This window comes from Granulicella mallensis MP5ACTX8 (genome assembly GCF_000178955.2).
Taxonomy (GTDB): domain Bacteria; phylum Acidobacteriota; class Terriglobia; order Terriglobales; family Acidobacteriaceae; genus Granulicella; species Granulicella mallensis.
Genome location: NC_016631.1, coordinates 413723 through 431334 on the forward strand (window position 1 = coordinate 413723; position 17612 = coordinate 431334).

The following is a 17612-nucleotide window of genomic DNA, read 5'->3' on the forward strand; positions in this document are numbered from 1 at the left end:
CCCTTTGATTCATCCACTTCCGTGGATGGATCAGGTTTGGAGCTGGAAGTGTGCTTGAGGAGTCAGGGGCTGTCCTCAAACTTGCAGGCTCAAGCTGTGGAGGAGTCGGGTTAGGGGAATGTCTGGCGAATCGGGTACAACAACGAATCACCTATTTTGCGTCTTCCCACAGAATCGTCATCCTGAGCGGAGCGCCTCGCGTTTTTTGCGAGGTGCGGAGTCGAAGGACCCCGAGGGACTTGATCTTACCCATAGTGTCGGAACCTTTTCCAGCACGAAGGTCCCGGCCCGAGCACTCGGGTTAGAAAAGGGGCGAAGGGCATGGGCAGGATTGCAACCCTCGGGGTCCTTCGACTCCGCGTCCCAAAAGCCGGGACGCTCCGCTCAGGATGACGCTTTGGTGGGGGGATAAACAAAAGCTATGTGTGCAGCGAGCTTGGTTTCGCTCAAGGCTGGGGCTCCGATTCATCAGACACTACGTTAGAGCTCAGGCTTTTGCGAAGATCTGGACCTAACGTTCGAAGGGCCATTCGTTGATCAGATGAAAGCCACGGTCGAGCAGGGGATAGTGCTGCGGAAGTGGAACCCTGGTCAGATGGAGAATATAGCCGTTCTTCACGTCTCCCGCCGAAGCGAGCACGAGATGGGACGGATCGGGTTGACTGACGTTGTAGTCTGCCGGGCCCTGGCCCACCCACGTCATCCAGAACGTATGCTTCGTCTCGTCATACTTTGTCCGGGCGCGCCAGAGGACCCGGTCTGTCGCGCGTAAATTGGCGTGGCCGGTGGGTTCGAAGAAGATGTCAGTGATAGGCAGGCCACCACCGGAGAGCAAAGGATGAGGCGTGCTTATGCCATTCACGGTGATTTCGGCGGAGTCGATATGCCACTGGCCGGTGATAGAGGGAGGGTGTAGCCGGTTCTCCCTCTGCTGGGCGTAGACCTCTCCGTCCTGATACGCCATCACCCCCGCGCCCAAAATCAGGAGCGCTGCGATGCAGATCGCCTCGATGCGCCGGCCAAGCGGGGTAACGGGTGCCATTCCCTCTCCGTGAGAGGATGTGCGGCGATGCAGCAGGAAGTTGAAGAGTGGGCCAAGATCCGGCGCGAGCACGACCAGCGTCAGCAGCATCAGATGGACGGCATAGAGCTTTACGGGCACATCGAAGCAGAAGTTGTAGAGCACCACATTGCCCATGGAGAGCGCTGCAAGAAGAGCACCCAGCAGGGCGGTGCGGCGGAAGGGAAGCAGCAGGCCTGCACAGACCTCCACGATGCCGCAGATGATCTCGTAGACCGGGCTGAGGCCGATGAGCGTCCAGAGCATGATCATCGGCGACGTGTTGCCGACAGGCTCGTTGAGTACGGCCAGCGAGGGCGGTGTCATCTGCAGGGGGAAAACCTTGGACAGGCCATAGGCCAGCATGTCGTAGCTGATCGCGAGCCGCAGCACGAAGCTGAACCAGCGGAACAGGGTTCGATACTCCGTGCGGTTGCGGTCGAGCACGGTCCATACCAGCGCTGCGACAACAGCCACGATGAGCATGAGGCCGAACGCGATCCAGTCGAGAGGTTTATCGCCGGAGCCGCTCTGGTGAAGTAAGGCGCTGACGCCCTGCAAATGGAAGAGGTGCTGGCCAAGCCACTGCGCAGGCCGCCAGAAGGGCTTCGCCAGCCACGCTTCGACCGTTTCTCCGGCAAATGGAATCAGCTTCCAGAGCGTCACGTTGCCGCAGCAGAACACGTACAGCAGGCAGTAGCAGAAGACGAGGCGAAAAGCGATACGGGTCAGGGGTGTCCAGTGGATAGGCTCGGCATCTGCGGTCGTGGCGGGATCGGACAAGGGGGGCCTCAGGATGCTTCTGATTCTGTCGTCTGTGGGCCGGAAGGTCAATGGGGTCAGACGTGATCCGCCAGGGCGGCAAGCGCGGCGAGGTGCCCGCACATGCCATGCACGCCGCCGCCCGGAGGCGTGGACGAGCTGCAGAGGTAAAGCTTCGGATGGCTGGTGCGGTAGAGTTTCGCTGTAGGCCGCGTCAACATGCCGGAAAGCGTCATGGCTCCTCCTGAGACATCGCCGCCGGCCAGGTTCGGGTTCCAGGCCTCGAGCGCTTCGGAGTTGCTGGAGCGGCGTGCGAGGACGATATCGCGGAAGCCCGGAGCGAAGCGCTCCACCTGCCGTTCGATGGCTTCGGTACGGTCGAGGTTCGAGCCGCTGGGCACATGGCAGTAAGCCCATGCCGTATGTTGACCGGCAGGGGCGCGGGTGGGATCGAAGAGGCTGGGCTGTACCAGCAGCACGAAAGGCCTGTCGTAGCTCCGGCCATAGAAGGCGCCGTGTTCGGAGCGGGCGATCTCGCTCAGCGAACCGCCGAGGTGGACCGTTGCCGAGCGACGGCAGGCAGCTGCGCTCCAGGGGATGGGTTCGCGCAGCGCCCAGTCGACCTTGAAGATGCCCGGGCCACGACGAAAGTGGCGCAGCCGGGTACGGAAGCTGGAGGAGAGCGCTGTTCCCGCAATGCGGGCCAGTGCCGTGCTCGAGGTGTCGAAGAGTGTCGTGTCGGCTGCATCGAGTTCGTCAAGGTGCCTGATCTCGGTCTGGGTGACGATGCGGCCGCCGAGAGAGAGCAGGTAGCCCGCAAGTGCCTCGGTGAGCGCCTGTGCCCCGCCTGCCACGATGGGCCAGCCCGTGGCGTGGGCCGCGGCTGCGAGCACGAGGCCTGTCGCGGAGCTGGCGACGCGCGTCAGAGGCAACACGGAGTGCGCGGCGCATCCGGCAAAGAGCGCGCGGGTCTGCTCCCCGCGGAAGACATTCCGGGCGAGCGCCTGCGCGGGCAGTGCGGCGGCAAGGCCGAAGTTGGCCATGGCGGCGGGGTGGCTGGGGAGGCCCAGCAGCGGCTGCATGATGTCGTCGATGATCTTCGGCCAGTCGCGCACGGTGGGTGCAAGCAGCGCCCGCCAGGTGCGGGCGTCGTGCGGATCGAGCTGGGCGGCGGTGGCGTCGAGGGAGTGCTCGAGCGTGAGCGCTGTGCCGTCGTCGAAGGGATGCGCTAGCGGGGCATCAGGTTCGATCCAGCGCAGGCCGTGCTGCCCCAGCGGCAGGCTGCGAAAAAACGGCGAGCAGATACCGAGCGGATAGACAGACGAACCGAGATCGTGATGAAAGCCAGGTAGCGTGACCTCAGCGGTCGAGCAGGCCCCGCCGATCTGCTGGTTGCGCTCGTAGACCGTGACGGCTACTCCAGCTTGCGCCAGCGTGATCGCCGCGGCGAGGCCGTTGGGTCCGGAGCCGATGATGTTGGCCGTCCGCAGAGGCATGGTGTTCCTCCACGATCATACGTCTGTTAGCTGGGAGACAGAAGGTGCAGGTCGGTGGCGATGGGGAGGATGGTAGGCACGGCCAACAGGGCGGCCACCGGGAGCATCAACAGGAATCCGACATGCGGGTAAGCAAAGGCTCCCAGTGTTCCGCCGGTAAAGAAGAGCGTGACCAGCATGGTGAGCAGAAGCAGGCGAGAGCGCTCCGCGTGCACAGGAACGCGTCCGGTCGTCCGGTTCCAGTAGAGAGCTTTGCCAAGCTCGATGCCGATGTCGGTCACCATGCCCGTAATGTGCGTGGTGCGGATCTCGGCGTGCGAGACCTTGGTGATGATGGCGTTCTGCAGGCCCATGCTGAAGCTGAGCACACACAGTGTGAGGAGGATGTGGTGACCCTTGAGCGGAAACGCGAGCGAGGCTAGCAGGAGCGCTTCGAGCAGCACTGGGACCGCGAAGAGGCTTTCGCGATTGCGCCGCCTCTCCCAGTTGACGAGGATGGCGCAGAAGGCTGCTCCGGCCAGGAAACAACCGAGCACGACCGCAGGCTGCAGGAGAATATCGAGGCCGCGCGTGGCGATGTCCGCAGCCATCGCGGCGACGATGCCCGACATGTGCGAGGTGAACTGGCGCAGGGCCAGGTAACCGCTCACATCGACCGTACCGGCAGTAAAGGCGAGCAGGGCCGCAAGCTGCCAGTTGGCGGCGGTGGAGCGGTTACGGCCTGTGAGTCTGCGCAGGGGCATGGTGTTTGTCAGTCGGTCCAGCGCACGCGGACGGATTTTTTGCCGAGGCGTAGGGTTGGAGCTTCGCCAAGCGATTCTTTACTCAGCGTCTTGCCGTTGAACTTCTCCCCGTTGATCGAGACGGCGTTTTCGCCGAGCTTGCGGGTGGCTTCCCCGGCAGAGGCCGCGAGGCCTGCGAGCTGCAGCAGCTTCGCGATGCGCAACTCGCTGGTGCCCTCGACAGAAGAGGCGTGCAGCCCCTCGGCGCTCAACGATACGGCAACCTCCGGCACGTCCTCAGAGACACCCTTCTGCTGGAACTGTGTCGCCCAGCTTTCGGCGGCGGTGTCGGCCTCGGTGGCCGTGTGGAAGTCGGCGGTGATGGCATGCGCGAGATTCTTCTTCGCCTGCATCGGATGCAGTTCGCCCTTCTCGACAGACTCACGCATGGCATCGATCTGCGACTGCGGCAGGTCGGTGAGGAAGGTCCAGTAGCGCCACATGAGCTCGTCGTTGATACTCATCAGCTTGCCGTACATCTCGGGCGCAGGGTCCTTGATGCCGATGGCGTTGCCGAGCGACTTGGACATCTTCTGCACGCCGTCCAGGCCTTCGAGGATCGGCGTCATCAGGATGATCTGCGGCTTCTGGCCGGCGTCGCGCTGCAGGTCGCGGCCGCGCATCAGGTTGAACTTCTGGTCGGTGCCGCCGAGCTCGACGTCGCACTCCAGCGCGACCGAGTCATAGCCCTGCGCCATCGGGTAGAGCAGCTCATGCACGTGGATGGGCTGTTCTTCCTGGAAGCGCTTATGGAAGTCCTCGCGTTCGAGCATCTGCGAGACGGTGAACTTCGCCGCCAGCTTGACCATGCCCGCATAGCCGAGCTTGTCCAGCCACTCCGAGTTGTAGCGGACCTCGGTCTTCTCGCGGTCGAGGATCTTGAAGACCTGGTCCTTGTAGGTCTCGGCGTTGACGTCGATCTCCTCGCGGGTCAGGGGCTTGCGCGTCTGGTTCTTGCCCGTGGGATCGCCGATGAGCGCGGTGGAGTCGCCGATGAGAAAGATGACCGTGTGGCCGAGCTGCTGGAAATGGCGCAGCTTGCGCATCAGCACGGTGTGGCCGAGGTGTAGATCAGGCGCTGTGGGATCGAAGCCGGCCTTGATGCGCAGCGGCACACCGGTCTTGCGAGACTCTTCGAGCCGCGCGGCGAGGGCGTCTGCCGCAGAGGCGGCGACGGGAGGAATGATCTCGGCTGCGCCCTTGGTGATGAGGTCGAGTTGCTCGGGGACAGGTAGAAAGGCGATTTGTGTTTCGGTCGGCATGAGGTGGCTTTAAGTATAGAGAATCTGTTCCAGCGTCTGTTTGTCAGATGGTCGCCGTAGCGCCAGACCGCGTAACATCAGTTAGTCCATCAATGCCGCGGAGAGAGCAGGTTCATCATGATCGAATCTTCTGATTTTCGGAATAGGACAGTGCCGCTCAACCACGGAGCCGGCAACATGCCCGCACTCGGGTTTGGAACCTTGATTCCCGATGCCGCCGTGACGATAAGTGCTACCAGAGCCGCGCTGGAAGCCGGATTTCGACACTTCGATTGTGCGGAGCGATACCGGAACGAGCGTGAGGTGGGCGAGGCCCTGCAGGCAGGACTTGCCGCAGGAGGGATTGCGCGCGAAGACCTCTTCGTTACGACAAAGTTGTGGAACTCCAATCATCGGCCCGAGCGCGTGGAACCGGCCTTCGAGGCGAGTCTGGGCAGACTCAGGCTCAACTATCTGGATCTCTATCTCATCCACACCCCCTTTGCGTTTCAACCGGGAGACGAGCAGGATCCGCGGGATGAAAACGGCAATGTCATCTACGACCGCGGTGTGACTTTGCTCGACACCTGGAAGGCGATGGAGAGCCTTGTGGACCACGGCAGATGCCGGGCCATCGGACTGTCTGACATCACCCTGGACGGACTGTTGCCGCTCTACGAAGAGGCGAGGATCAAGCCGGCTGTGGTCCAGGTCGAAGCCCATCCGTATCTGCCGGAGACGGAGCTTCTGGAATTCTGCAAGGAGAAGGGCATTGTGTTTTTGGCCTTCGCGCCTTTAGGGCATGGAATGAGGCCGGGGCTGATCGAAGATCCGGTCATTACGGAGATCGCTGCACGAGTCGGAAAGACACCCGCACAGGTGCTGCTGGCCTGGGCTGTGCAGCGTGGAACGGCCTTACTGACTACGCCCAAGACTGCGGACCGGGCGAGAGAGAACTTCAACGTCTCCGCCCTTCCAGAAGACGCATTTGAAGCGATCAATCGCATTCAGACCAGGCAGAGACTCAATGACGTGGTGAATACCGGCTCCCCGGGCTTTATTCCACGAGTTAAATCAACATAAAAGCCGAAAACAGGATGACACGTCGCAGGTCCTCCAGTTCTATACTCTGCGCATGGATGTCGAACGCGCACGCAAGTTTCTGCTGTCTCTGCCGCATGCCGTCGAGACGATGCAGTGGGGCGACAACCTGGTTTACTGGGTTGGCGACAAGGCTATCGGTGGCAAGATGTTCACGCTGATCGATCTTGGCGAGGGTCTATCCAAAGGTGTGGCGATGTACTCCGCCGGTCCGGAACGCTATGCCGAGCTGCTGGAACGGGAGGGCCTTCTTCCAGCGCCCTACATGGCCCGCATTCACTGGCTTGCGGTAGAGCGGTGGAGCGCCCTGCGTAACTCCGAGTGGGAAGACGAACTGCGTGGGGCACATGCCATTACCTTCGCCAAGCTGCCGAAGCGCACACGCGAGGTCCTGACGCTGCCGGTAAAGCAGCAGGAGAAGCTGATCGCCGAGCGGAGAAAACTGCTGGCGGACAAGCCAAAGAAACCACGCACGCGCAAGGCATAAAGCAGGTTGTAGAAGGTCCCAAGGCAACTTCTTGCAGCGGATTGACGTCGCACTTTCGGTACCTGCTTTCGGGCCTGTTTAATATCCGTACGCTTACCTGCTGATAATTTTTTACGTGGCAAAAATCCTCGGGAGTTACTCTTCCCGTTGATCTTTGTGTCTCGATCCAAATTCCTCGCTGATGCGTTGCGCTAAATTTCCCGATAAAGGACACCCATGCTTCCCGGATTTTCCAGCAAGATCATGCAAGAACGCAATAAAAGGCTGCTGAACCTCGTTCTCTTCTTTGCAGTCGTTCTCCTTGGATTCTTCGCCTACGAATGGCAATACTTCTATAGCTTCTTCAGCGGTTCACATGCGGTGTCGAGTACCGAGCTGACCAGCTTCGCCAAGGCCTCCGATGCGAAGAATATCTTCGTCCTTGTTCAGCCGGGCGAGACTCGCGATACAGGCCTGCAGGACACGACCACCAACGACGAGCATGAAAAGGTGACGGTAGCCTCTTTCTACACCACCGTCATCGGAGGCAAGACCCTGCTGGTGCGGGGGCCCATCGGTCTTGAATATGGCGTGTCCGGCGTGAGCTTGTCGGATGCCATGTCCGGTACGGCGTTTACCCTGTCGCGCTCGCTGGAAGGCATGTTGCGCCCGCTGAACGGTGACGCCAAAGAGGTCATTCGGCGTTACACGGACAGGCCGGATAACAGTACCACGGACTTCCTGCCCTACTACCTGGACATGCAGGACTACAAGTCCTTTGGATATATCTCCCTCGCAATAGCGGGAGTCGTTTTGCTGCTGGCGGTCTGGCTGCTCTTTCTCTACATGCAGCGCACCAGCAATCCGGCAAAGCATCCTTACAACAAGCGCCTTGCCGCCTATGGGCCTGTCGATGTGCTCACGCAGCAGATCGACGAAGAGATGGCCGGGCCGCATACAACGATCTCCCAGAGGTTTTACAAAGTGGAGATATCCGACCATTGGGTGGTTGGGAATCAGCTGCTTTTGCCCATGCAGATCGACCGTATCGTCTGGGTCCATCGGCGCATCGTGAAGCGCAAGATGTACTTTGTGGTGACAGTTGGCAAGAACCACTTCGTCGATGTCTACGACGATCTTGGCCACAAGCTCATGGTCACCATGAAGCCGGAAAAGCTTACAGAGCTCTTTGACGTTCTGCGGCAGCGGGCTCCTCAGGCGGTCTTTGGCTATAGCAAGGAGCTTGAGAAACTTTGGAACGGCCTGAAGAAACCGGAGAAGGCCAACTTCCCGGGACGGGTGCAGATGCTTCCCGCCCAAACTCTGGGCGAAAAGACGCAGAACCAGATGACGCGCTGACACTGCCCGGGGAATCAGGTAGTGTTCGTCGAATCGGAGTCCCAGCTTTAAACGGAAACCCCAAAAATGATGCACTCGTACTGTTTTCGTACCCCCCACAGAAACGTCATCCTGAGCGGAGTGTCCCGTCTTTTGGGGACGCGGAGTCGAAGGACCCCGAGGGCTACCATCGTGCCCATGCTCTTCGAACCTTTTCAACCTCGAGCACTCGAGCCTGGGGCTTCGTGCTGGAGAAGATCCCAGCATCATCGGTGAGAAAAGTCCCTCAGGGTCCTTCGACTGCGCACCTCGCAAAAGCGCGAGGTGCTTCGCTCAGGATGACGATTCTGTGGAGAGAGTGAATAAAGATATGGGGTGAAGCTGTTGTCTACGCTGGCCAGACACAACCCAAAACCCGGACTTATCTCAGAAGCGAAGGCAAAAGCCGCTGGTGCCCGAAGCGCGCGCCTTCAGTCGAGGTGACGGGATCGAGGCAGCCGAACCGTTACAGCTTGTTTGTGTCGATCTCAGGATTCGGTGCAAACAGCGAGTGGAAGCTGCGGTGGTACGCGACGAGCAGGATGAGTTCCAGGAACGTGCAGACCAGGGCTATGGAGACGCCCTGTCGCATAAAGAGAAAGTGGAAGAGCAGGATGTTGACGAGAATGGGCGCCAGGATCGTCAGGCCCAGCGGGACAAAGCGACCGACCAGCAGTAGCAGGCCTCCGACGATCATGAGGACTCCCACAAAATTCATGTAGTGGTGAGCCATCATCAGGCCTGTCCAGATCCCGGCATCCCCCGGAGGCATGGAGGAACCACCCATGAAATGCAGAACGCTGTTGGCGCCGAAGACGACAAAGACGAGGCCGAGCAGAAGGCGTGAGACGAGAACGATGTACTTCATCGGCGAGCTCCTGTGAATTGAAGTTCTGACGCTTTTTGAAGACGCAGGCTTGTCCTGCTACAACTGCCAGATGAGTTTCTCACAGGAAATCAAAGGTGTCGCGCTTTCTCTTGACGGGAAAGTCGCGTTGGTAACAGGTGGGTCGCGCGGTATTGGAGCGGCGACGGTGCGGCTGCTGCGGCAGGCCGGAGCGCGGGTGGTGTTCAGCTATCGTTCGGCTGAGAAGCAGGCCGCCGAGTTGGTGGCCGAGTGCGGCGGCGAAACCGTATGCCGTGCCGTGCGGCAGGAGCTTGCAACCGTCGAGGATGGCCAGGCGTTGATTGCTGCCGCCAGCGTCCTGTTCGGGCGGCTGGATTGCCTCATCGTGAACCACGGCATCTGGCCTCCGCACGATCAGCCGATTGCGACGATGAGCCTGGCGCAGTGGCGAGGGACGCTGGGGATAAACCTCGACAGCGTCTTCGGATTGGTGCAGGCGGGCGTGGCCCAAATGCTGAAGCAGGAGGCCGCGCCCACTTCTGCGAGAGGGCACATCGTTCTGGTCGCGAGCACAGCGGCGCAGCGCGGCGAGGCCTTTCATGCGGACTACGCCGCCAGCAAGGGCGCGCTGCTCTCGCTGACCAAGAGCCTTTCGAGCGAACTCGCGCCGCAGGGAATCTTGTGCAACTGCGTGGCTCCCGGCTGGGTGCGGACGGAGATGTCGGCGGGAACCCTGAGCGACCCGATTGCATCCCAGAAAGCATTGGGGTTCATTCCGCTCGGCCGCGCGGCGGAACCGGAGGAGATTGCCGGGCCGATCCTGTTTCTGTGTACGCCGTGGGCCGGGTTCGTGTCGGGAGAGGTGTTCAATGTCAACGGTGGTGCCGTATTGGTAGGTTAGCCCTATGAAAAATCCTGGATGGATCGCAATCGCTCTGCTGATGCTCGGAAGCCTGCCCATGCAGGCCTATGCCCAGGCTTCGGCGATTCCCAGCGCACAGCCCGTGCCCGAGACGCAGGGAGAGAACCGAGGCCGCAAGTTGCTCGACCAGATGGTCACCGCGCTGGGAGGCGAAGCCTGGCTCAATCGCGTGGACTGGATCACCTATGGCAAGGGCGCGACGTTCTACAAGGGCCAGGCGAACCCGTATGTCTCGGAGTTCGAAGAGTACACACGCGCGCAGCCGTTTGGAGATCGCGTGGTGATCGTGTCGAAGATGGGTGTCTTCATCCCGACCTCCAAGCGCGATATCGCCGAGGTATGGACGCTGGACAACGGGTACGAGATCACTTTTCGCGGCAAGAAAGAGCTGCCGAAGGACGATGTCGAAGACTTCCAGCGGCGGCGCAGGCACAAGCTCGATGTGGTCGTGAAGGACTGGCTTCATCAGCCTGACGTATTGGTCACGTATGAAGGCACGAGCATGGTCGGTCGGCGGCTCGCTGACAAGGTGAGCGTGCTGACAGCCAGCAACGATGCGGTGACGATAGACCTGGACGAATCCACGCACCTGCCACTGAGCCGCACCTTCGAGTGGCGCAACGCGACCTACAGGGACCACGACGTCGATGAGGAGCAGTACGACGGCTACCAGCCGGTGCAGGGCATTATGACGCCGTTGATCATCACGCGCCTGCACAACGGCGACATGGTGACACAGCGCTTTCTGACCAAGGTGGTCTACAACAGCAAGCTTTCGGCGGACTTGTTCGATCCGGACAGGCCGCTGGAGAAGAAGGCGAAATAACCGCTAAATCGCTTTGCCGTTAGGGGGGCCAGCGTCACCTCCACGCAAAATGCCTTGAAATGGCAGCTTCCGAGAGGTGAAGGCATAGGAATGAATGATATTCTGAGCGACGCTATGAATGATTCCCCTACGTCGACTACGGTCGAGACCGCAGTACCCGCAGCAGCCGAAAAGACGTCCATGGACATCGTCGAAATCATGTCCCTCCTGCCGCACCGTTATCCGTTTCTGTTGATCGATCGCGTGATCGAGATAGAGCGCAGAACCCGCGTCGTTGCGATCAAGAACGTGACGGTGAACGAGCCGCACTTTGTCGGCCACTTTCCCGACTATCCCATCATGCCCGGTGTGTTGACCATCGAAGCGATGGCGCAGGCCGGCGGCACGCTGCTGTTGACCGAGATTCCCGACCGCGGAGACAAGCTGATGGTGTTCACCGGCATCGAAGAGGCGCACTTTCGCCGCCCCGTACTGCCGGGCGATCAGCTTCGCATCGAGGTCAAGGTGCTGAACTGGCGCTCGCGTGCGGTGAAGATGCAGGGGGTGTGCACCGTCGATGGCAAAGTTGTCGCGGACGCGACGATTACCTGTCAGCTCGTGCCGCGTATGCGCAAGCCGAAGGCTGCGGAGAAGTCCGAGGAAACGAGCGCTTGAGCATTCATCCCAGTGCGATCGTTGCCGAAGGCGCCGTTATCCCGGCGAGCTGTCATGTGGGACCGTACTGCACGGTGGGGCCAAACGTCGTGCTGGGGGAGGACTGTGAGCTTGTCTCGCACGTCGTGCTGGACGGCCACACGACGCTGGGCAAGGGTAATCGCATCTTCTCCTTTGCCTGCGTAGGTGTTGCACCGCAGGACCTCAAGTATGCGGGTGAGCCGACGCGCGTGGAGATTGGCGACGGCAACACGATTCGCGAGTACGTGACGATCTCGCGCGGTACGAACGGCGGCGGCGGCGTGACTCGTATCGGCTCAGGCTGCCTGATCATGGCCTACGTGCATATCGGGCACGATTCGTCGATCGGCAATGGTTGCATCCTGCCCAATGGCGCAACCCTGGCGGGGCATGTCACGGTCGAAGACTACGTTACCTTGAGCGCGATGGCACCGGTGCATCAGTTCTGCCGCATCGGCAAGTACGCGTATATCGGCGGAGGAACGACGATCACGCAGGATGTTCTGCCGTACTCGCTGACGTCGATTGAGCGCAATAATCATGCCTATGGACTGAACAAGGTAGGCTTGCAGCGGCGCGGGTTTACGCCGGAACAGCTTCGCGAGCTCTCCACGGCGATGCGTCTGCTCACCAGCGGCAAGCTCAATACAACCCAGGCTCTCGAAAGCATCAACGACATGCTCGCGCAAGGTGCGGGCGGTGAGCACGTGAAGTATCTGGCGGAGTTTGTGGCATCGAGCGAGCGCGGTGTCATCAAGTAGAATATTTATATCGAAATGGATATATTTAAATGAAGCCGCTGATATGGCTTGAAGATTCCCGCAAGTCAATTCAGTCGTTTCCCGCTGAAGTTCAGCATGAGGCGGGCTTTGAACTGCTGGCGGTGCAAAGAGGGCAGCAGCCCAGCGACTCCAAACCGATGCCTGCCATCGGTAGAGGCGTAGAGGAGATACGAGTATGGGTCGAATCAGGAACGTATCGAGTGATCTACCTCGCGAAGTTGGCCGAGGCGGTGTACGTGCTGCACGCCTTTCAAAAAAAGACACAGCAGACAAGCCAAAGAGATCTCGCGTTAGCGCGCGCACGACTCGAGCAGCTAATGCGAGAGCGAAGGTAGTTGAAGAGCCTCTTGTGATCGAAGAGTTCGAATCCGTGTGGGATGCGTTGGGCTTCTCTCCTCAGGAGGCAGCGAACCTCCAGGGACGATCTGAACTCATGCTGCAGCTTCGAGCGATCATCCGTGAAAATGGTTGGACGCAGGCGGTAGCGGCGAAGCGCTGCGGCGTCTCCCAGCCACGTATCAACGATTTATTGAGGGGCAAGATTGGCAAATTTTCGATTGATGCTCTGGTAAACATGGCAACAGCCCTTGGCCGTCGCGTGGACTTCGAACTCAAAGCTGCATGAGCACCGCACAGGATCAAACCCTCGGTCTCATCGCCGGCAACGGACGCTTCCCGTTTCTGCTGCTCGACGCCGCGCGCGCGCATGGCCTGCGCGTCGTTGTCGCGGCTATCAAGGAAGAGACCGACCTCGAGATCAACGAACGCGCGGCGCGCGAGCCTGAGTTCGTGCGCGTGCACTGGCTTTCGCTGGGTGAACTGTCGAAGCTGATCGAGATGTTTCAGCGCGCGGGCGTGGCGCGTGCCGTGATGGCCGGGCAGGTAAAGCACAAGCAGATCTTCTCGAGCATCCGCCCCGACTGGCGGCTGGCAAAGCTGCTGCTGAACCTGCGGACACGCAACACGGACATGCTGCTCGGCGCAGTGGCGAAGGTGCTGGAGGATGAGGGCATCACACTGATGTCGTCGACGGCGTTCCTGGAGCCCATGCTCGCGGTTGAGGGAGTCCTTACCTCACGTGCGCCCGACGCTACCGAGCGTGGCGACATCGACTACGGCTTGCGCGTAGCGCGCGGTATCGCGGGTTTTGACCTGGGACAGACCGTAGTGATCGCCGCAGGGGCCTGCGTCGCTGTAGAGGCCATGGAGGGCACGGACGCGACCATTGCACGTGCCGGTGAGCTCTTCCGGACGCTCGAAGACGAGGCTAGTACGCTGGACCGCCGCCTGACGGTCGTAAAGGTCGCCAAGCCGAAGCAGGATATGCGCTTCGATGTCCCGGTCGTGGGGTTGCCGACCATCCAGGCCATGCAGGCGGCGGGGGCAACCTGCCTGTGCATTGAGGCGGGGCGGACCCTGCTCTTCGACCGCGAAGCCATGGTGGCGGCAGCGGACGCAGCAGGCATCGCGATCATCGGTGCTTCAGGTCCGGGGCAGACGTCCGCCATGACAAAGGAATGACATTGATAGGTAGGCGAGGCCTCGGGACCGGCGAGTAAACTGAAGGTGGCAGCGCATCCGGAGTGAAGAGGCGCGCCCTTCAGGAGATTGATTATGCTTCGTTCCAAAAGAATCGTGACGGGACTTGCCATGGGGCTCGCCTCGCTGATGGCATTCGGTACGGCCACCGCATTTGCAAAAGACACCGTGGCGGTTGGTACGTCCGCCCCTTCCTTCACCCTGCCTTCCCAGGATGCCTCGCCGGTTTCGCTGGCGGACTACAAGGGCAAGTGGGTTGTGCTGTACTTCTATCCGAAGGATCAGACCAGCGGCTGCTCATTGGAAGCGCATAACTTCCAGCGCGATCTGCCGAAGTACGAGGCGCTGCATGCCGTCGTGCTGGGCGTCTCGCTCGACACGGTCGACAGCCACCGGGTGTGGTGCACGAAGGACTCGTTCACCTTCAAGATGCTGGCCGACCCCGCGCACAAAGTGGTCGATGCCTATGGCGTACCTGTGAAGACCTTCCAGACCAAGGACGGCCCCATGTCGATCGCGATGCGCGATACGTTCCTCATCTCCCCCAGCGGCAAGATCGTGAAGGAGTGGGAAGTGAAGGACATCCAGGGACACAGCGACGAAGTTCTCGCGGCGATCCAGGCCAGCAAGTAAGCTCCACCTAGAGCATTTCACTGTAGGTGTCGTGCGAGGCTTCGACCGCCATGGGCGTTTTCCCCAATGAAAACGCCACAGCACGCCCGTTTTGGGGTTCCCCGTAACAGTGAAAATGCTCTAAGCAACAGACGCAAAAACGCCCGGGCCTCGTGAGAGGTTGCCGGGCGCTTTTGCTTGCCTGTACTGCGGTTGGGGACGGCTTACTTCTTGACAGCCGTCTTCTTTGCTGCGGCTTTCTTCGCGGGAGCCTTCACAGCCTTCTTGACGGCCTTCTTCGCGGGAGCCTTCACAGCCTTCTTTACAACAGCCTTCTTGACGGCCTTCTTTGCGGGGGCCTTCTTGACGGCTTTCTTTGCAGCTTTCTTTACAGCTTTCTTTACAGTTGCCAAGGTCTTACCTCTCATAGTTGATTTTTTGGTGATTGTGCTCTTGTTGCCAACTGCCTTTTTCAAGGCAGCCTTACCGCCGCGCAGAGCACGTGATGACTTCGCGGCAGAACTTGTAATCTTTTTGCCCGCGGTTTTCTTTGCGGGAACTTTTTTCGCAGCCACTTTCTTGGCCGGAGCCTTCTTTGCGGGGGCTGCCTTTTTGGCGGGAGCTTTCTTTGCAACGGCCTTCTTCGCGGGAGCCTTCTTTGCAACAGCTTTCTTGGCCGGGGCTTTCTTGATGGCTTTCTTCGCCACCGTCTTTTTGGCCGGAGCCTTCTTCGGCGTCCTCACCACGGGTTCGGGTTCGGCAACTGCCGGTGTCGGTTCAAACGAAAGATGTGTCGGCGGCTCGTAGGGGGCGACGGGCGTAGAGGGCAGGGCGAAGAGTTCGGCCTCTTCGGCGTGCGTGTTCGGTTCGTCGAAGACGACTTCGACGGAGGCGGTGAGTTCCTCTTCTTCTTCCTCGTCGTCCTCATCATCGAGATCGTCGAAGTCGCGTGTGCTCTCGTCTTCGTCTTCGTCGTAGGCGGCGGCGTAAAGTTTGATCGTTTCCTCTTCCGGCAACATCGTCTTTCTCCCTGGCTGATGGCGTGTGTTGTGCATCGCCTCTGCCGCTTGACTCTAAATTTCGAACTGCTCGTCCTGCTTTATCTCGAACGGAGAGAAGGCTAAACTTGCCACTCCCTTCGCGCGAATCGTAGCAACAGGATTACGCCCGGCGTAGGGAAATAGCAAGCACCTTTTTTGGTGCAGGTGATTTTTTTTCAAAGTGGCCATTCCAATTCACTCGCACCGCGTTCAAAAAACAGGTCGCGGATCAGCGTGCATGCCTCTTCTTTGCGCTCGTTCTGGAACTCGTAGCAGCAGCCGAGGAGCTTCGAGAGTGAGAACGCGAGCTCGTTCCGTGAGCGGGCGTAGAAGCATAAGATCTGCCGCCGCGGGTTGCACGGGTTGAGTTGCGGCCGCGCCGTGAGCGGCTGGAATAGCCTGGGGCCAGACGCACAGGTTCTGCGACATTGATCGAACGGCCCGGCGTGACGCTGTTCGACGAGAGGCGGTTCCAGGTGCGGAGCTGCTCGACCGTTACGCCGAAACGATCGGCAACGGTAACCAGAGTGTCGCCGCGACGTACGGTGTAGTGCTGCTGTCCAGCCGAAGAGCTGTAGGCAGAGATGGGGATAACCAGTTCGTCACCGTCTTCAATCGGCTTGCCTGGGGTGATGTCGTTGGCTGTAGCAATCTCGGCGGCCCGCGCGTGCAGCGAGAGCGCGATCTGGTCGAGTGTCTCGCCTTCCTTCACGACATGGAAGCGCCAGCTCGCACGATTGTCTTCGGGAATCTCCTTGAGGCGATCGAGGTAGGCGTCGCGGGTTCCCTGCGGCAGGTGTAGATCATAGGGAATATCGCGCGGGGTGGTGAGACGCAGCAGCGCAGGATTCAGCGCGACGATCTCCGGCACCGTCGAGCCGGTAAGGTCGGCGACGAGCCTCAGGTCGATCGCATAGCTCGTGGTCACCGTGTCGAAGAGCACGGGCGCATCGGGCATCAGGTCGGTGAGTCCGTATTGCGCGGGGTTCCTGGCCATGATGATGGAGGCGATGAGGCCGGGAATGTACGCCTTGGTCTCCGCAGGCAGGCCGCCACGGCGATAGAGCTCCCAGTAATCGGCATAGCCTGTACGGCTCACGAGGTGTTGCACTCGTCCTGGGCCCCAGTCGTAGGCGGCCATCGCCAGGTACCAGTCGCCGAACTGCGCGTACAAGTACTTCATGTACTTCGCGTAAGCGATGGTGGACTTTTCAGGATCGAAGCGCTCGTCGAAGTAGCCGTTGCGCACCAGGCCGTAGGTGCCGCTGCCGAAGGGCATGAACTGCCACATGCCGCCGGCGCCGGAACTGCGGTTGAGAGCCTGTGGCTGGAATCCGGATTCGGTGATGGCCTGGTAGATAAGATCCTGGGGAACGCCGTTGTCGCGCAGGATCTTGGAGATCATCTCCTTGTACTTGCCCGCGCGTTCCAATGAGCGCTTCAGATAGCCGTGATACTTCGGTTGATTGCTGAAGATGCTGATCCAGCCCGCAACGTAGTCATTGAGCACGAGCGGAAGATCGGAGGTCGTCGTCTTGAGCTCATTGGTCACCCGGCCGAGGAGTGCGGGGTCAGCTGGCGGGAAGGTGACATCCGTTGCTGCGTCGATGGGAGCGGCGTCGAGCGTGGGCGAAAATCCGTTGCCCTGCTTGAGCGCAAGAATCTCCAGGGAGTTGATCTTCGAGAGCAACTGATCGAACTCGTCGGAGAGCTGCGGATCGGTTTTGAGGTCCATGCCGCTGGAGAGCATGGTGTCGACGGCGAAGTCGAAGTCCTGGCGCGCGGCGTCGAGGCGGTTGTTGTTGTAGTTGTCCACGCCGGACTTGTAGCTCTTCTCCGCGCGGTCGATGATGTCCTGCACCTTCTGCGCATGCTGTTGCGAGGCCGCGAGCTGTTGAGCCTGGGCCTGCTGCTGCGCAGTCGGCTGTGCGGCTGGAGTCTGTGCCGCCAACGAATGGGCAAGCGCAAACAGCACGGGCGCGCAGGCCAGAGCGAGGGTCCGTCGCCGCAGAAAGGAGGTGTGTCGCTCGGTCGCCATCAACCTATTCATTGTACGGGTTGGACGTGGGCGATGTGTAAGCGTG

18 protein-coding genes are annotated in these 17612 nt (G+C 60.3%); 11 read left to right on the plus strand and 7 right to left on the minus strand.

Translation table 11 applies throughout. The annotated features are described in order from the left end of the window. Nucleotides 1-511: 511 nt before the first annotated feature. From ACIX8_RS24295 to tyrS, 4 genes are read right to left on the minus strand one after another with little or no spacing between them, the layout of a single operon-like run. Nucleotides 512-1843, minus strand: coding sequence for a hypothetical protein (locus ACIX8_RS24295; protein ID WP_014263595.1), 1332 nt, complete (start codon nt 1841-1843; stop codon nt 512-514). A gap of 56 nt (nt 1844-1899) precedes the next feature. After that, on the minus strand, nt 1900-3318 hold the full coding sequence (locus tag ACIX8_RS01760) for a phytoene desaturase family protein (protein WP_014263596.1): 1419 nt from the start codon (nt 3316-3318) through the stop codon (nt 1900-1902). A gap of 26 nt (nt 3319-3344) precedes the next feature. Continuing rightward, a complete protein-coding gene (locus ACIX8_RS01765; protein WP_014263597.1) occupies nt 3345-4061 on the minus strand; it encodes a YoaK family protein in 717 nt (238 codons plus the stop codon). 8 nt (nt 4062-4069) lie between these two features. Next, nucleotides 4070-5362: a tyrosine--tRNA ligase gene (gene tyrS / locus ACIX8_RS01770; RefSeq protein ID WP_014263598.1), complete on the minus strand. Its 1293-nt coding sequence runs from the start codon at nt 5360-5362 to the stop codon at nt 4070-4072. A gap of 117 nt (nt 5363-5479) precedes the next feature. Between tyrS and ACIX8_RS01775 the strand changes: the two genes are divergently transcribed. The 3 genes from ACIX8_RS01775 (at nt 5480) to ACIX8_RS01785 (ending at nt 8267) form a co-directional block, all read left to right on the plus strand. Further along, nucleotides 5480-6424 carry an aldo/keto reductase gene (locus ACIX8_RS01775; RefSeq protein WP_014263599.1) on the plus strand — a complete coding sequence of 315 codons (945 nt, stop codon included), beginning with the start codon at nt 5480-5482 and terminating at the stop codon, nt 6422-6424. Nucleotides 6425-6476: 52 nt separating this feature from the next. Next, entirely contained in the window at nt 6477-6929 is a 453-nt protein-coding gene (locus ACIX8_RS01780; RefSeq protein ID WP_014263600.1) for an MmcQ/YjbR family DNA-binding protein, read from the plus strand. 216 nt (nt 6930-7145) lie between these two features. Continuing rightward, on the plus strand, nt 7146-8267 hold the full coding sequence (locus tag ACIX8_RS01785) for a DUF6709 family protein (RefSeq protein ID WP_014263601.1): 1122 nt from the start codon (nt 7146-7148) through the stop codon (nt 8265-8267). A gap of 484 nt (nt 8268-8751) precedes the next feature. Here the strand turns inward: ACIX8_RS01785 and ACIX8_RS01790 are convergent, their stop codons facing one another. Beyond that, a complete protein-coding gene (locus tag ACIX8_RS01790; protein ID WP_014263602.1) occupies nt 8752-9153 on the minus strand; it encodes a hypothetical protein in 402 nt (133 codons plus the stop codon). A 70-nt stretch (nt 9154-9223) separates the two neighbouring features. Between ACIX8_RS01790 and ACIX8_RS01795 the strand changes: the two genes are divergently transcribed. From ACIX8_RS01795 to ACIX8_RS01830, 8 genes are all read left to right on the plus strand, one after another. Next, nucleotides 9224-10033: an SDR family NAD(P)-dependent oxidoreductase gene (locus ACIX8_RS01795; RefSeq protein ID WP_014263603.1), complete on the plus strand. Its 810-nt coding sequence runs from the start codon at nt 9224-9226 to the stop codon at nt 10031-10033. A 4-nt stretch (nt 10034-10037) separates the two neighbouring features. Then, on the plus strand, nt 10038-10880 hold the full coding sequence (locus ACIX8_RS01800) for a hypothetical protein (RefSeq protein ID WP_014263604.1): 843 nt from the start codon (nt 10038-10040) through the stop codon (nt 10878-10880). Between the two features lie 90 nt (nt 10881-10970). Next, the gene (gene fabZ, locus ACIX8_RS01805; protein WP_014263605.1) at nt 10971-11534 is read left to right on the plus strand and encodes a 3-hydroxyacyl-ACP dehydratase FabZ; all 564 of its coding nucleotides are present in this window, start codon (nt 10971-10973) and stop codon (nt 11532-11534) included. After that, nucleotides 11531-12316 carry an acyl-ACP--UDP-N-acetylglucosamine O-acyltransferase gene (lpxA, locus tag ACIX8_RS01810; RefSeq protein ID WP_014263606.1) on the plus strand — a complete coding sequence of 262 codons (786 nt, stop codon included), beginning with the start codon at nt 11531-11533 and terminating at the stop codon, nt 12314-12316. Before fabZ ends, lpxA begins: the two co-directional genes overlap by 4 nt. Before the next feature lie 29 nt (nt 12317-12345). Then, nucleotides 12346-12672, plus strand: coding sequence for a type II toxin-antitoxin system RelE/ParE family toxin (locus ACIX8_RS01815; RefSeq protein WP_014263607.1), 327 nt, complete (start codon nt 12346-12348; stop codon nt 12670-12672). 14 nt (nt 12673-12686) lie between these two features. Continuing rightward, a complete protein-coding gene (locus ACIX8_RS25435; RefSeq protein WP_014263608.1) occupies nt 12687-12962 on the plus strand; it encodes a helix-turn-helix domain-containing protein in 276 nt (91 codons plus the stop codon). Continuing rightward, the gene (locus ACIX8_RS01825; protein WP_014263609.1) at nt 12959-13858 is read left to right on the plus strand and encodes an LpxI family protein; all 900 of its coding nucleotides are present in this window, start codon (nt 12959-12961) and stop codon (nt 13856-13858) included. The genes ACIX8_RS25435 and ACIX8_RS01825 overlap by 4 nt, the downstream gene beginning before the upstream one ends. 93 nt (nt 13859-13951) lie before the next feature. Next, complete coding sequence (locus ACIX8_RS01830) at nt 13952-14509, plus strand: peroxiredoxin (protein ID WP_014263610.1); 558 nt, start codon at nt 13952-13954, stop codon at nt 14507-14509. A 203-nt stretch (nt 14510-14712) separates the two neighbouring features. On the opposite strand, the gene ACIX8_RS01835 is transcribed toward ACIX8_RS01830, so the two are convergent. Then, nucleotides 14713-15507 carry a hypothetical protein gene (locus ACIX8_RS01835; protein WP_014263611.1) on the minus strand — a complete coding sequence of 265 codons (795 nt, stop codon included), beginning with the start codon at nt 15505-15507 and terminating at the stop codon, nt 14713-14715. A 250-nt stretch (nt 15508-15757) separates the two neighbouring features. Then, entirely contained in the window at nt 15758-17566 is a 1809-nt protein-coding gene (locus ACIX8_RS01840) for a lytic transglycosylase domain-containing protein (protein ID WP_223295446.1), read from the minus strand. Between the last annotated feature and the right edge of the window lie 46 nt (nt 17567-17612).